We start from the raw sequence: 13,249 nt of genomic DNA, 5'->3' as shown, positions 1-13,249 counted from the left end.
GGGAGGCTCAGTCGCCTCCCGGTGCCAGCATCAGATTGGGCGATGGGCGCTGATAGCCTTCCTGCTCCAGGCGCATATCCAGCATCAGGCTGGACAGGTCTGCCGAGAGCGCTTCGGCTTCGGCGTCGTTTTCCAGGTAGATCAGTTTCAAATAGCTATTGCAGCCGGGGCAGACTTCCGCCCGCAACGGCGCCTGATTGGCGGCATGGCGGTCATCCTCGAAGCTGACGTATTGAAGCCCCTTGCTCTGTTCGCAATACACGCACTTGACCCGCACCGCATGCCATTCGCAGGCACATAACGAGCACACCAGATAACGCAAGCCGTTGTATTTGCCGCGATGACGAATCACTCCGGCCATCGCCGGCGAGCCGCAGGCCGGGCATTGGCTGAGGCTGTCGCCGCGCTTGAGTTCAAGGTTGGGTGAACTCAGCAGCCAATGGCTCCAGGCCGCTTGCAGCGCTGCACCGAGGAACGGCACCAACTCTGCCGGCAGCATTGAATACTGGCCGCTGACCAAGGCAATCGCCCAGGCTTTAAGTAGCCCCGGGTTGGCACTGCGCAACGTCGCCACGGCGTTTTCTACCGCAGCCTGTGGCGGTGGCTGATAGCGTTGCAACAAGGCTTCGAGAAAGGGTAGCCAAACGTTTTCACGCACCAGACTGTCGGCAGCGAATGGTGGCAAGCCATGTTCCACGCACACCCGCAGGCGTTCGGGTTCGGGCATGGCCGCAACAGGCGGATCGTCCATCAGGCGCTGCTGAACACGACACAGACCCGCGATCAATCGCAGATAGTCCGCCATGGGATGCCCATCGGCCAGACGTTCCAGGCGCAGCGCGCGCAAGGTGAACAGGTTGTTCGGCGGCAGGTACAGAAACGGCGGTGAACTCGCCGCCGCTTCTATCTGCCCGGGCTCGAGGATCGTGGCCAAGGGGTCATCCTTTTTTTGTGATCGGTCGCTCAGGCGTTTCGTCTTGGGTCACTTCCCGGTACCAGAGTTCATGGTGTTTTCTCGCCCAGGCGCGGCTGACCCTGCCACGCACCATGGCGTGGACCGAGCCGCGAATCCAGATACCGGCGTAGACGTGGACGATAATGCTCAGCACCAGGATGAACCCCGCCAGTGCATGCAGCAGCATCGCCCAGCGAATACTGGTGATGCCGAAATACGCGCTGAACCAGGCACGCCAGATCACCAGCCCGGTGAACAACAGCACCAGCATGCAGAGCAGCAACACCCAGAACAGCACTTTCTGCGCCGGGTTGTATTTGCCGATCGGTGGCACGCCCTCCTCTTCGTTGCGCATGACCGTCCCGACGCGCCTGAGCCACAACCGGTCGTTGGCGCTGAAGTAGTTCGCCCGCCAGAAACTGAACACCAGGCCGAGGAACAGCACAAACATCGCCACGCCCATGTACGGATGCAGAATGCGCGTCCACGAACCGCCGCCAAACAGGTTGCTGAGCCAGAACAGCCCCGGGTGAAACAAGGCGAGCCCCGACAGCGCGGCCATGAGAAACACAATCGCCACCAGCCAGTGATTGGTGCGCTGGTTGGCGGTGTAGCGCAGGATCGGTTTGTTGTTCATGGCCTGTCCTCCCCGCCGGGTTTCGTCGGATCAAAGGTGTGCACCGAGGGATCGAATTCATGCACCGCCGGGTCGAGGGTGACTGGATGTTCGTCCTCCTCGACCAGTTGTGGCCCGACGCGCACGTAATGGAAGAACCCGGCCAGTACAGCCGCGCCCATGGCCAGCAGCGCCAGGGGTTTGCTCAGGCCTTTCCACAGGTCCACCAGCGGACTGATCGCCGGGTGATCCGGCAACCCGGCATACAACCTGGGCGTGTCGGCATGGTGCAGCACATACATGACGTGGGTGCCGCCGACGCCTGCGGGGTCATACAAACCGGCGTTTTCGAAACCACGGCTCTTGAGGTCGACGATACGTTCGGCAGCGTGTTCTTTCATGTCTTCCTTGCTGCCGAAAACGATGGCGCCGGTCGGGCAGGTTTTCACGCAAGCCGGCTCCAGCCCCACCGCTACCCGGTCCGAACACAGCGTGCATTTATAGGCTTTGTGATCCTTTTGCGAGATGCGCGGAATGTTGAACGGGCAACCGGTGATGCAATACCCGCAGCCGATGCAATGATCCTGATCGAAATCGACGATGCCATTGGCGTGCTTGATGATCGCGCCGGGGCTCGGGCACGCCGCCAGGCAGCCGGGTTCGGCGCAATGCATGCAGCCGTCCTTGCGGATCAGCCATTCGAGGTTGCCGGCGTCGGTTTCATGCTCGGTGAAGCGCATCAGGGTCCAGGTGTCTGCGCTGAGATCATGAGGGTTGTCGTAAGTGCCGAGGTTGTGACCGACATCGTCGCGCAGCTCGTTCCATTCCGAGCAGGCGACCTGGCAGGCCTTGCAGCCGATGCACTTGGTGGTGTCGATCAGCTTGGCCACTTCCTCTTGGGTGCGCACCGAAGGCGGCATGGTGGTGGTGGCCGAACGGGCGATGATGTCTTGGCTGGCCATTTAGACTTTCTCCACGTTGACCAGGAATGACTTGGATTCCGGGGTCTGTGTGTTGCCATCGCCGAGGAACGGCACCAGGGTGTTGGTCAGGTAACCGTGGCGGGTGGCGCCGGTGAAGCCCCAATGCAACGGGATACCGATCTGATGCACCACCTGATTGTTGACCTGCAGCGGACGAATCCGCTTGGTCACCACCGCCACCGCTTCGATGTGCCCGCGCTTGCAACTGACCCGAACCCGGTCACCTGCGGCAATGCCCTTCTCCTTGGCCAGGACTTCACCGATTTCGACAAACTGTTCGGGCTGGGTAATAGCGTTGATCGGGCAATGCTTGGACCAGAAATGGAAGTGTTCGGTCAGCCGGTAGCTGGTCGCCGCATAAGGGAAGTCCTTGGCCTGCCCGAGGGTGTCCCAGACTGAATCGAAGATCCGCCCGGCCGGGTTGCTGGTCGCCTGCTTGTTGTTGGGGTGCATCGGGTTGATGCCGATGGGCGTCTCGAACGGCTCATAGTGCTCCGGGAATGGCCCTTCGTTCATCTTGTCGAGGGCGAAGAAACGCGCCACGCCTTCGGGGTTCATGATGAACGGGTTGATGCCCGCTTCCGGTGCGGCGTCGGCCTTGTAGTCGGGCACGTCGGTGCCGGTCCAGACCTTGCCGTTCCACCACACCAGCCGTTTGTTTGGGTCCCACGGTTTGCCTTGAGGGTCGCAAGAGGCGCGGTTGTAGAGGATCCGTCGGTTCATCGGCCAGGCCCAGGCCCAGCCCAGGTTCTGCTTCATGCCGAAAGGATCGCTGTTGTCACGCCGGGCCATCAGGTTGCCCTGCTCGGTCCAGCTGCCGCAGAAAATCCAGCACCCGGACGCCGTGCTGCCATCGTCCTTGAGTTGGCCAAAGCCGGACAGCTGCTGACCGGTCTTGATCATCGCGCCCGAAGCGTCGGTGATATCGGATACGGCGTAGCCGTTGAATTCCCGGGCCAGCTCTTCCGGTGTCGGGTCATCCGCTACTTTGTAGGGCCAGTCGAGCTTGAGGATCGGCTCGGCCCAGGCACCGCCGTCGGCCTGATAACGCTTGCGCAGGCGCAAGAACAACTCGGCCATGATCTTTATGTCTGTGCGCGCCTGCCCCGGGCCGTCGGCACCCTTCCAGTGCCATTGCAGCCAGCGACCGCTGTTGACCAGTGAACCGTTTTCTTCGGCGAAACAGGTGGTAGGCAGGCGGATGACTTCGGTCTGGATGTTGGCCGTTTCCACATCGTTGTACGGCCCGACGTTGCGCCAGAACTCCGAGGTTTCGGTGGCCAACGGGTCCATCACCACCAGCCACTTGAGCTGGGCCAGCGCCTTCATCACCCGGTTCTTGTCCGGCAAGGCGGCGATGGGGTTGAAGCCCTGGCACATGTAGCCATTGACCTGCCCTTTGCCCATCATGTCGAACATTTTCAGGATGTCGTAGCCGGGAATGTCCAGCTTGGGCAGCCAGTCGTAGCCCCAGTTATTCTCGACAGTGGCATTGGCGCCGTACCAGGCTTTCATCAGGCTGACGTGGAACTTGCCGTAGTTCTGCCAGTAAGACATCTGCCCGGGACGCAGCGGCTTGAGTGCGCGCTTGGCGATGTAGGCGTTGTAATCCTGTTCGGCCTCGGCCGGCAGGGTCAGGTAACCGGGCAGCAGGTTGGACAGCAAGCCCAGGTCGGTCAGGCCCTGGATGTTGGAGTGCCCGCGCAGGGCGTTGACGCCCCCGCCCGGCATGCCGACGTTGCCCAACAGCAGTTGCACCATCGCCGCGCTGCGGATCATCTGCGAGCCGGTCGAATGCTGGGTCCAACCCAGCGCGTAGAGAATCGTCATGGTTTTGCCCGGTTGCGAGCAGGTGGCGATCTCCTCCCAGATTTTTTTCATCGCGTCCACGGGCATGCCGCAGACCTGACTGGCCAGTTCCAGGGTGTAGCGGCTGTAATGCTGCTTCATTAATTGGTAGACGCAGCGTGGGTCTTGCAAGGTCGGGTCGACTTTGGCAAAGCCGTCCTCGCCGATTTCATAGCCCCAGCCGGACTTATCGGTGTAGATGCGCTTGCTCGCGTCGTAACCGCTGAACAACCCGTCCTCGAAACCGTAGTTGGCCTTGACGATGAACGACACGTCCGTATAGGCACGTACGTATTCGTGCTGGATCTTGTCTTCGGTCAGCAGGTAATTGATCAGCCCGCCCATGAAGGCAATGTCGGTACCGGTGCGGATCGGCGCGTAATAGTCGGCCACCGAGGCCGTACGGGTGAAACGCGGGTCGACCACAATCAGCCGCGCCTTGTTGTGGGCTTTGGCTTCGGTCACCCATTTGAAACCGCAAGGGTGCGCTTCGGCGGCATTGCCACCCATCACCAGAACCAGATTCGCGTTGGCGATATCGGTCCAGTGGTTGGTCATGGCACCACGGCCATACGTCGGGGCAAGACTTGCCACCGTCGGGCCATGTCAGACACGTGCCTGGTTATCAAACCCCAGCATGCCGAGACTGCGAATCACCTTGTGGGTGATGTAACCCGCTTCGTTGGACGACGCCGACGCTGCGAGGAAACCGGTGGTCAGCCAGCGATTCACTGTCTGCCCCTGGGCGTTCTTCTCGATGAAGTTGGCGTCGCGGTCGGCCTTCATCAGGTCGGCGATGCGATCCAGCGCTTCATCCCAGGAGATTCGCGTCCACTCCGTGGTGCCGGGCTTGCGCACCTGCGGGTACTGGAGACGGCTGGGGCTGTGAATGAAATCGAGCAGGCCTGCGCCTTTGGGGCAGAGGGTGCCGCGATTGACGGGGTGGTCGGCATCGCCTTCGATGTGAATGATGCTCTGGGCGACATTCTTCGCGTTATCGCCCTGGCTGTACATGATCAAGCCGCAACCGACCGAGCAGTACGGGCAGGTGTTGCGGGTTTCATGGGTATGGGCGAGCTTGAAATGACGCACTTGTTCGGCGAAAGCGGGCGTCGGGGCCATGCCCAGCGCGCCGAGGCTGGATCCCGCAAGGCCGAGACCAGCGACCTTGAAGAACTGACGACGGTTGAGGTCCATCGTGCACTCCTGATCAGGTGGAAACCCGGTGCGATGACCGGGTTTTTCTGGACGATCACGGTGACGGCAACGGAACTACCGCCAATTAGAACTTTAGACAATGTTGCCGTGCGCGGTCTGGAAACCGACCGTCGGTGGCTTGCCGGTCATGGTCTATCGAACACCTCGCCAGCGGTGAAGGTTGGCGCTTATCATGAGCGCCGGATTAACCCCTCTGCTTTTTATGAGACTGAGCATGACTTTCGATTTTGATCAGGTGTTCGACCGCCATGGCACCGGCAGTACCAAATGGAGTCGCTACCCGGCCGACGTATTGCCGATGTGGGTCGCCGACATGGATTTCGCCGCGCCGCCAGCGATCATTCAGGCACTGCAAAAACGCCTGGAACATCCGATGCTCGGTTACAGCGTGGCGCAGGATGACTTGCGTGACGCCATCGTCGCCGACCTGTGGAGCAAGTACGCCTGGCGCGTGCAACCCCAGGAGCTGGTATTCCTGCCGGGTATCGAGTCAGGTTTCAACATGGCCCTGCATGCGCTGGTTCAGCCGCAGCAGAACGTGGTCGTGCAGACGCCCAACTACCCGCCGCTGCGCCATGCACCGGGCCACTGGCAGTTGAACAAGATCGAACTGGACTTCGACGCCTTGGCCGATGGCACTTATGCGACGCCACTCGATGCCTTGCGCCAGGCGCTGCAAGGGGGCGGCGCGCTGCTGCTGAGCAACCCGCATAACCCACTGGGCAAGGTCTTCCCGCGCGAGGAACTGCAAGCAGTTGCCGACATTTGCCTGGAGCAGGACGCCTGGATCATCTCCGACGAGATCCACTCCGAACTGTGCTTCGACGGGCGCGTGCACATTCCGACTGCCTCTCTCAGCCCGCAGATCGCCAAGCGCACCATCACCCTGATGTCGGCGAGCAAGGCCTACAACATCGCCGGCTTGAAGACTGCGTTCATGATCATTCAGGACGCGGCATTGCGTCATCGGGTCAACAGCGCCCGCTGCGGCATGGTCGACAGCGTCAACCCACTGGGCCTGGAAGCCACCCGCGTCGCCTACAGCGAAGGCCGCCCATGGCTGACCGAGCTCATGGCTTACCTGCAAAGCAATCGGGATTATCTGGTGGAGGCGGTTCGCATTCGGTTGCCGGGCGTAACCATGAACGTGCCCCAGGGCACTTACCTGGCGTGGCTCGATTGCACGGCGCTGGAACTGGACAACCCCCAGCAGTTCTTCCTCGAACAGGCCAAGGTCGGGCTGAGCGCAGGGCTGGATTTTGGCGATAACGCCCGGCAGTTCGTGCGCCTGAACTTCGGCTGCCCGCGGGCGCTGCTGGAAGAAGGGATCGCGCGGATGGAGCGTAGTTTGCGTAACCGCTGACCCCTGCGGCACCACGGGTTAATTGATCGTTCCCACGCAGAGCGTGGGAGCGATCACTGAATAGCCAGCGGAAATCCAACCGAACTCAAGACAAAAGACCGGGGTCAACCCTCAACGAGCGCTTGTGGCGCTTGAGTCTTTTGCCTTGAACCGAGGAGATTTCCCGATGACTGACTATCCAAAACCACCCTTCCCGAAACAAAGCCAGCCAGTCCCCGGGGTTCAAACGAAAATGGACCCTTACCCGGATTGTGGCGAGCAGAGCTACAAAGGTTCGGGGCGGCTGGAGGGCAAAATCGCCCTGATCACCGGTGGCGACAGCGGCATTGGCCGTGCGGTGGCGATTGCGTTCGCCCGGGAAGGCGCGGATGTAGTGGTTGCCTATCTGAATGAAACTGAAGATGCGCAGGAAACCGCGCGCTGGGTCGAACAGGCCGGTCGTCAATGTCTGCTGCTGCCCGGCGATGTGGCGCAGAAAGCGCACTGCCAGGCGCTGGTGGATAAAACCATCGAGCGCTTTGGCCGGATCGACGTTCTGGTCAACAACGCCGCGTTCCAGATGAGCCACGAAAACATCGAGGACATCCCCGACGAAGAATGGGTGATGACCTTCGATGTGAACATCACGGCCATGTTCAGGCTCTGTCAGGCTGCGCTGAAGCACATGAAACCCGGCAGTTCGATCATCAACACCAGTTCGGTCAACTCCGACATGCCCAAGCCGACGTTGCTGGCCTACGCGACCACGAAAGGCGCGATTGCCAACTTCACCGCCGGCCTGGCGCAGATGCTGGGGCCAAAGAACATCCGGGTGAACAGCGTGGCGCCGGGGCCGATCTGGACGCCGCTGATCGTCTCGACCATGCCCGAGGAAGAGGTGCAAAACTTCGGCGCGCAAACCCCGCTCGGCCGTCCCGGTCAACCGGTGGAAGTCGCGCCGATCTATGTGCTGCTGGCCTCGGATGAAGCCAGTTACATCACCGGGCAACGGTATGGCGTCACGGGCGGCAAGCCGATGCTTTGACGCAGCTGGCGTGGCCTGCGTTCGGTCTGTAGCAGCTGTCGAGCCCGCGAGGCTGCGTTCGGCTGCGCAGCAGTCGTGAATCCGGCTGACGCGGTTTGCCTGATGCAACGCAGGTTATGGTTTTACGACTGCTGCGCAGCCGAACGCAGCCTCGCAGGCTCGACAGCTGCTACAGGGGCCAAAATGCAGGTTCGGCAAGGATCGCGGGTGAGTCAGGGCTCTTGAGCAATCACCGATATCTTGCCGTTGCGCTCGATGATGGCGAATTTGATCTGCTCAAGGGTTTCAATGCCCTGGCTCGACCGCGCAGCCTCCATGACATCCGCTTCCACCAGTCGCGCATGGCGCAGGCGTTCGTGCAGGATCTTGCCGTTTTCGACGATGATCGTCGGTCCGCCATCGATCAGCCGCGACACCCATTGCGAGCGCTGTTTGAGCAGTGAAAGCCCAACGTCGATAGCAATCAGCGTAACAATCACCAGCATCGAGTTGGTCAGGGAAAAATCATCGCCCAGCAATGCTTGTTGCGTGGCCTCGCCGATGATCATCAGCAGCAAAAAATCAAACGTCGTCAGTTCGGCCAAAGAGCGCCGGCCCGCGATCTTGAACAGCACCATCAACGCCAGGTACATCACGGCCGCGCGCAATACCGAATCCATAAGTCACCTAAGGAAAAATGAATTGATCCACCTTGACGGGGGCTGCACCGGGCGAGGCGATCTGGCTGCGAAACAGGCCCAGCCCATCCCCGCGCAACGTCAGGTAAAGACTGGCCTGCCCTTGCGCGTCGGTTTGCACCCACAGTTTCATGCCCTGCTCGCCACTGAGTGCGCGCACAGGTTCCGGTTGCAGGGTTTCGATGTCGAAGCCCTCCAGCAGTTCTCCGGTCAGTTCCAGTTCAACCGTGGCATCCGGCCGGCCGATCACGCTGAGCTTCATCGGATTGGTCGAGCCATGACGGTGGAACATCTCGTATTCCACCCGCACCTTGCCATCGCTGCCGTGAACATCCCGGGAACTGAGCGGGCCACGTGAAAACAAGCCGAGCAAGGCCAGCACCACCAGCAGCACCAACACGTACCAGCCCCAGCGCTCGAATCGCCAGACCTTGACCTGATAGGCCATGTCTTCGCGAACCGGAAAATCGCGGCTGTGGTATTCGGTGCGGCGCGATTCGTCGTTCATTGATTTACCTGATCTTGTTCACCGGTCAGTGCACGTTGATGAAAAAACGAGATCTGCTTCAAGGCATGCTCTGCGGCCAGTAACTGGACCTTGCTGCGGGAGCCGAAAAACCGATGCTGATGTGTGAACACATACTTCCCTCGCTCAGTCTGGTACGCCCAGGCGAAACAGATGGTGCCGGCCGGAATCCCGTCGACATCCTCCGGCCCTAAAATCCCGGTGGTGGCCACGGCGACGTTGGCGGTGCTGTCGAGCAAGGCGCCCAAGGCCATTTCGCGAGCGACTTCACAACTGGTCAGGTTGAAGGTTTTGATCGTATGGGGGCTGACGTTGAGCAACCGTTGCTTCGCTTCGGGGGAATAAACCACGTAGCCGCTCTCGATCAAGTCCCCGCTGCCCGGCACTTCGGCCAGCAAGGTCACAATCTTTCCGGCGGTACAGGACTCGGCGGTCGTCAGTCGCAATTCGTGTTGCCGCAAATATTCGACGACGGTTTGGCTGACGCTCATGACCAAGTATCCAGGCAAGAGGAACTGCTCGGTTGACCTTCGACGCCTGGAAACATTCCCTCGGGCAGACCGCCTATGACGCTCCTGATAAAAAATGAACCCCCGGCGATGGATGCACCTCAATACTTTTAGGGGCCGCTAGCCGGGCCGCTCGCTATCTGGAGGTCGTCATGTCCGCACCCCTCGTCAGGCTGTTCACTCAGCCCAATTTCGTCTGGACAGATATTCGTAAGGAAGAGGAAGCGCATCCGCGCCATTACCTCGCTCATTTGCTGTTGCTCGCCCTGATCCCCGCCGTCTGCCTGTTTATCGGGACCACCTACGTCGGCTGGAGCCTGGCCGAAAACGAAACGGTCAAACTCAGTGCCACCAGCGCCCTGCAACTCTGCGGGCTGCTGTACCTGAGCATCATTGTCGGCGTGGTGCTGATGGGGCTGTTCATCCGCTGGATGTCGCGCACCTTCGACTCACGCCCCAATGTCAATCAGTGCATCGGTTTTGCCGCCTACACCGTCACCCCGTTCTTCCTTGCAGGTATTGCCGGGCTCTATCCGAGCCGCTGGCTGGCGATCACGGTGCTGGGAGCCGCCTCCCTCTATTCAACGTTTCTGCTGTTCGTCGGTTTGCCGATCTTCATGCACGAGCGCAAGGAGGAAGGCCTGCTGAATGCGGCGAGCGTATGGGGCGTCGGGCTGTTGGTGCTGGTGACTATCCTGGTGGAGATGATTCTGCTCTGGTTCAACTATCTGGGACCTGAGTACGTGCGCGTGACCGGCGTGTGATTATCCTGAGTCCGCCATCCGCCGGCGATCGGCGGTACACCTCCGAGAACCGGGCATGAGCTTCATTGTATGGGTGGCGGTGTTGGGTGCGGTGCTGCTGACCCTGGCACTGACCTCGTCCTATCTGCGCTGGATGCCGGTGACCACGTCGGCGGTGTGCCTGGCGCTGGGCGTGGCGATCGGTCCGGCGGGCTTGGGCTTGTTGAAGCTGGACATCAAGGACGCGGCGGTCTGGATGGAGCACCTGACTGAGGTCGCGGTGCTCTTTTCGCTATTTGTCTGCGGACTCAAATTACGCCTGCCGCTGAAGGATCTTCGATGGCGGGTAGCGTTCGGCCTGGCGGGACCGGTGATGATCTTGACCATCATTGGCGTGAGCCTGTTGCTGCATTACGGCTTTGCCCTGGCCTGGGGGCCGTCGCTGCTGATCGGGGCGATTCTGGCCCCCACCGATCCGGTACTGGCCTCGCTGGTGCAAGTCAACGACGCCAGGGATTACGATTCCGTGCGTTTCGGACTCTCCGGTGAGGCGGGCCTCAACGACGGGATCGCCTTCCCCTTCGTGATCCTCGGCTTGCTGGTTGTGCAACAGAGCGGCAATAGCGAGGCCTGGCTCGGTGAGTGGGCATTGAAAAGTGTGCTGTGGGCCGTGCCGGCCGGTTTGTTCATCGGTTACTGGATGGGCCACGGCATCGGTCGCTTGACCTTGTCGATGCGCATCCGCAATGCCGACAGCACTATTTCTCCCAACGATTATCTGACCCTGGCCCTGATCGCCCTCGCCTATGTCGCGGCCGAGGAGATCCATGGCTATGGCTTTCTGTCGGTGTTCGCCGCCGGTTTGGGGTTGCGGCAGGCCGAAGTCAAATCCACCGGCGACGCGCGGGTCCCCGCCGAGCATCTGGTGCAACCGGTGGTCGGTCACCAGAACGTCGAACCTGCGGCTGCCGTCCACGGCGACGTGGCGAACTTGCCAGAAACCCAAGTCGCGGCGGGCATCATGATGGGCGACATGCTGGCCTTCGGTAGCCTGGTGGAACGCGCCATGGAAGTGTTTCTGGTCACCCTGCTGGGCGTGGTGCTGGTGGGCCATTGGGACTGGCGAGCGTTGGTGATTGCACTGGTGTTGTTCTGTGCCATTCGCCCCTTGTGTGTATGGCTCATGCCGTGGGGTCGCTTGCTGGACGGCCACCAGCGGCTGTTGATTGGCTGGTTCGGGATTCGCGGCATCGGGAGCTTTTATTACCTGTTCTACGCCTTGAACCACGACCTCGGTCCGGCCGCGGCGACACTGTGCACCGACCTGACGTTGTCGGTGGTGGCGCTCAGTATCCTGGTCCATGGCATCAGCACTCAACCGATCCTGGCCCGTTATGAGCGGCGTAATCAGCAACACGCCTGACGCCTTTCTCGGCGAAGCCATTCCTTCGGTCAACCTGCACTGAACAGCAAAGGATATTCATGCAGGTTGCACGACAAACGTCGCTTCCAGCCGATCACAACCAACTGTTTTTACGGGTTTTTTTGTGAATTCTGAAACCGGCACGGGAAATGCTCCAACAGTATGAGCGACAACGGCAGAAAGACCGTTTGCCTGACCCGTGACTAAACAAGAGGTTTGACCATGAACGCCATTGACCTGTTGAAAGCCGACCATGAACGCGTAAAAGGCATCCTGGCCCAGTTGAGCGAGTCCACCGAGCGTGGGGTTAAAAAGCGCACCGAGCTGCTGGCCAAATTGGAAATGGAGATATCGATCCACACCCGCCTGGAAGAGGAAGTCTTGTATCCGGCGTATAAAAAGGCCGGGGGCAAAGAGCAGGACGTGATGTATTACGAAGCCAAGGAAGAACATCGCACCGTCGATTCGCTGGTGCTTCCCGACCTGAAAACCACCGATCCCTCTACCGTTGAATTTGCCGGTCGAGTGAAAGTGGTCAAGGAGTTGTTGGAGCATCACATCGAAGAGGAGGAAAAGGAAATGTTTCCTCAGGCCAAAAAACTGCTGGGCAAAACGACGCTCGACGAATTGGGTGTAGAGATGGAAAGCCTGAAAGCCCGCTACAAAAAAGAGCTCGGGCTGGCGGCTTGATGCTGTTCACAGAGAAGCCTGTAGCGAGGGGGCTTGCTCCCGTCGGAACGCCGCCCGGACCAAGCTCGCTCGCCACAACTGATGGGGCCCCCAAGGGGATTGTGGCGTATGCCGGGCCTTTTTGATTTTACGGCGTCACGCGCCGGGATTGGTCAGTTGGATGTAAACCGCATAGGTGCCCAGCAACACCCAGAACGTGGCGAAGATCCACGGCGTGCGCACGGAGAACAGCAGCGACTTGCGATAACCCTTGTGGGTTGATTCCATTTTACTGAACAGCGGTGACTCGTCGTAGGCCAGCCCCATCAGTGGCTCGCTACGCAGCAATTCACTTTGCTTGAAGTGCCAGTGATCGATGATGTCGTAAGCGGCGCGAATACCCGGCCAGGCGTTGAGCGAACTGAGCAACCCCAACAGTGCCAGGAATGGCGGGACCACCAGCGTGAAGAGCTTTCCCCATTCGGGGTTGAGATTGGCCATACAAGAAGCGAAAGCGATCACCAGAAACGATTGCGCTGCCAGATAGGCGTCGGTGCGGTTGGCCAGAATGCTGGTCTCGTACTGGATTTCCCGGCGGTAGAAATCCAGACGTTCCTTGGGTGAACCGAACATCTTGGCGTTGTGTTCAGTCAGCGTTTCGGCTGCTGCGGGTTCGGTCAGTATTCTCGGCACGG

13 protein-coding genes are annotated in these 13,249 nt (G+C 60.2%); 5 read left to right on the top strand and 8 right to left on the bottom strand.

Going from position 1 to position 13,249, the window contains the following annotated elements; genetic code table 11:
* Window positions 1–7: 7 nt before the first annotated feature.
* From fdhE to fdnG, 4 genes are read right to left on the bottom strand one after another with little or no spacing between them, the layout of a single operon-like run.
* Window positions 8–934: a formate dehydrogenase accessory protein FdhE gene (gene fdhE / locus PSH97_RS14050; RefSeq protein WP_305449708.1), complete on the bottom strand. Its 927-nt coding sequence runs from the start codon at window positions 932–934 to the stop codon at window positions 8–10.
* A 4-nt stretch (window positions 935–938) separates the two neighbouring features.
* Window positions 939–1,592: a formate dehydrogenase subunit gamma gene (locus tag PSH97_RS14045; protein ID WP_305449707.1), complete on the bottom strand. Its 654-nt coding sequence runs from the start codon at window positions 1,590–1,592 to the stop codon at window positions 939–941.
* The gene (gene fdxH / locus PSH97_RS14040) at window positions 1,589–2,533 is read right to left on the bottom strand and encodes a formate dehydrogenase subunit beta (RefSeq protein WP_305449706.1); all 945 of its coding nucleotides are present in this window, start codon (window positions 2,531–2,533) and stop codon (window positions 1,589–1,591) included. The genes PSH97_RS14045 and fdxH overlap by 4 nt, the downstream gene beginning before the upstream one ends.
* Window positions 2,534–5,599 (bottom strand): formate dehydrogenase-N subunit alpha, encoded by a 3,066-nt coding sequence (gene fdnG / locus PSH97_RS14035; RefSeq protein ID WP_305449705.1) that lies wholly within the window; start codon window positions 5,597–5,599, stop codon window positions 2,534–2,536.
* 235 nt (window positions 5,600–5,834) lie between these two features.
* On the opposite strand from fdnG, the gene PSH97_RS14030 reads away from it, so the two are divergent.
* Window positions 5,835–6,983, top strand: a complete 1,149-nt coding sequence (locus tag PSH97_RS14030) for a MalY/PatB family protein (protein WP_305449704.1) — start codon at window positions 5,835–5,837, stop codon at window positions 6,981–6,983.
* 166 nt (window positions 6,984–7,149) lie between these two features.
* Window positions 7,150–8,007: an SDR family oxidoreductase gene (locus PSH97_RS14025; protein WP_305449703.1), complete on the top strand. Its 858-nt coding sequence runs from the start codon at window positions 7,150–7,152 to the stop codon at window positions 8,005–8,007.
* A 212-nt stretch (window positions 8,008–8,219) separates the two neighbouring features.
* Here the strand turns inward: PSH97_RS14025 and PSH97_RS14020 are convergent, their stop codons facing one another.
* Genes PSH97_RS14020 through PSH97_RS14010 form a run of 3 tightly spaced genes read right to left on the bottom strand, consistent with a single transcriptional unit; the run spans window position 8,220 to window position 9,701 of the window.
* Window positions 8,220–8,666 (bottom strand): DUF421 domain-containing protein, encoded by a 447-nt coding sequence (locus PSH97_RS14020; protein WP_305449702.1) that lies wholly within the window; start codon window positions 8,664–8,666, stop codon window positions 8,220–8,222.
* 7 nt (window positions 8,667–8,673) lie between these two features.
* Window positions 8,674–9,192 carry a hypothetical protein gene (locus PSH97_RS14015; protein WP_305449701.1) on the bottom strand — a complete coding sequence of 173 codons (519 nt, stop codon included), beginning with the start codon at window positions 9,190–9,192 and terminating at the stop codon, window positions 8,674–8,676.
* The gene (locus PSH97_RS14010; protein WP_305449700.1) at window positions 9,189–9,701 is read right to left on the bottom strand and encodes a CinA family protein; all 513 of its coding nucleotides are present in this window, start codon (window positions 9,699–9,701) and stop codon (window positions 9,189–9,191) included. The genes PSH97_RS14015 and PSH97_RS14010 overlap by 4 nt, the downstream gene beginning before the upstream one ends.
* A gap of 170 nt (window positions 9,702–9,871) precedes the next feature.
* On the opposite strand from PSH97_RS14010, the gene PSH97_RS14005 reads away from it, so the two are divergent.
* From PSH97_RS14005 to PSH97_RS13995, 3 genes are all read left to right on the top strand, one after another.
* The gene (locus PSH97_RS14005; RefSeq protein WP_305449699.1) at window positions 9,872–10,483 is read left to right on the top strand and encodes a Yip1 family protein; all 612 of its coding nucleotides are present in this window, start codon (window positions 9,872–9,874) and stop codon (window positions 10,481–10,483) included.
* Between the two features lie 55 nt (window positions 10,484–10,538).
* Window positions 10,539–11,885 carry a cation:proton antiporter gene (locus PSH97_RS14000; protein ID WP_305449698.1) on the top strand — a complete coding sequence of 449 codons (1,347 nt, stop codon included), beginning with the start codon at window positions 10,539–10,541 and terminating at the stop codon, window positions 11,883–11,885.
* A 222-nt stretch (window positions 11,886–12,107) separates the two neighbouring features.
* The gene (locus PSH97_RS13995) at window positions 12,108–12,575 is read left to right on the top strand and encodes a hemerythrin domain-containing protein (RefSeq protein WP_305449697.1); all 468 of its coding nucleotides are present in this window, start codon (window positions 12,108–12,110) and stop codon (window positions 12,573–12,575) included.
* Window positions 12,576–12,710: 135 nt separating this feature from the next.
* Here the strand turns inward: PSH97_RS13995 and PSH97_RS13990 are convergent, their stop codons facing one another.
* On the bottom strand, window positions 12,711–13,247 hold the full coding sequence (locus PSH97_RS13990) for a hypothetical protein (protein WP_305449696.1): 537 nt from the start codon (window positions 13,245–13,247) through the stop codon (window positions 12,711–12,713).
* Between the last annotated feature and the right edge of the window lie 2 nt (window positions 13,248–13,249).

Source organism: Pseudomonas cucumis (assembly GCF_030687935.1).
GTDB classification, from domain to species: domain Bacteria; phylum Pseudomonadota; class Gammaproteobacteria; order Pseudomonadales; family Pseudomonadaceae; genus Aquipseudomonas; species Aquipseudomonas cucumis.
Note: the sequence above shows the minus strand (reverse complement) of the source record. Positions and strands in the feature narration are given on the sequence as shown.

What these genes read in the sequence shown, in the direction of transcription:
- PSH97_RS14030 (WP_305449704.1), top strand. Translation starts at nt 5,835, where the DNA reads ATGACTTTCGATTTTGATCAGGTGTTCGACCGCCATGGCACCGGCAGT.
- PSH97_RS14000 (WP_305449698.1), top strand. Translation starts at nt 10,539, where the DNA reads ATGAGCTTCATTGTATGGGTGGCGGTGTTGGGTGCGGTGCTGCTGACC.
- PSH97_RS14005 (WP_305449699.1), top strand. Translation starts at nt 9,872, where the DNA reads ATGTCCGCACCCCTCGTCAGGCTGTTCACTCAGCCCAATTTCGTCTGG.
- fdxH (WP_305449706.1), bottom strand. Translation starts at nt 2,533, where the DNA reads ATGGCCAGCCAAGACATCATCGCCCGTTCGGCCACCACCACCATGCCG.
- PSH97_RS14020 (WP_305449702.1), bottom strand. Translation starts at nt 8,666, where the DNA reads ATGGATTCGGTATTGCGCGCGGCCGTGATGTACCTGGCGTTGATGGTG.
- PSH97_RS14015 (WP_305449701.1), bottom strand. Translation starts at nt 9,192, where the DNA reads ATGAACGACGAATCGCGCCGCACCGAATACCACAGCCGCGATTTTCCG.
- PSH97_RS14025 (WP_305449703.1), top strand. Translation starts at nt 7,150, where the DNA reads ATGACTGACTATCCAAAACCACCCTTCCCGAAACAAAGCCAGCCAGTC.
- PSH97_RS14010 (WP_305449700.1), bottom strand. Translation starts at nt 9,701, where the DNA reads ATGAGCGTCAGCCAAACCGTCGTCGAATATTTGCGGCAACACGAATTG.
- PSH97_RS14045 (WP_305449707.1), bottom strand. Translation starts at nt 1,592, where the DNA reads ATGAACAACAAACCGATCCTGCGCTACACCGCCAACCAGCGCACCAAT.
- PSH97_RS13995 (WP_305449697.1), top strand. Translation starts at nt 12,108, where the DNA reads ATGAACGCCATTGACCTGTTGAAAGCCGACCATGAACGCGTAAAAGGC.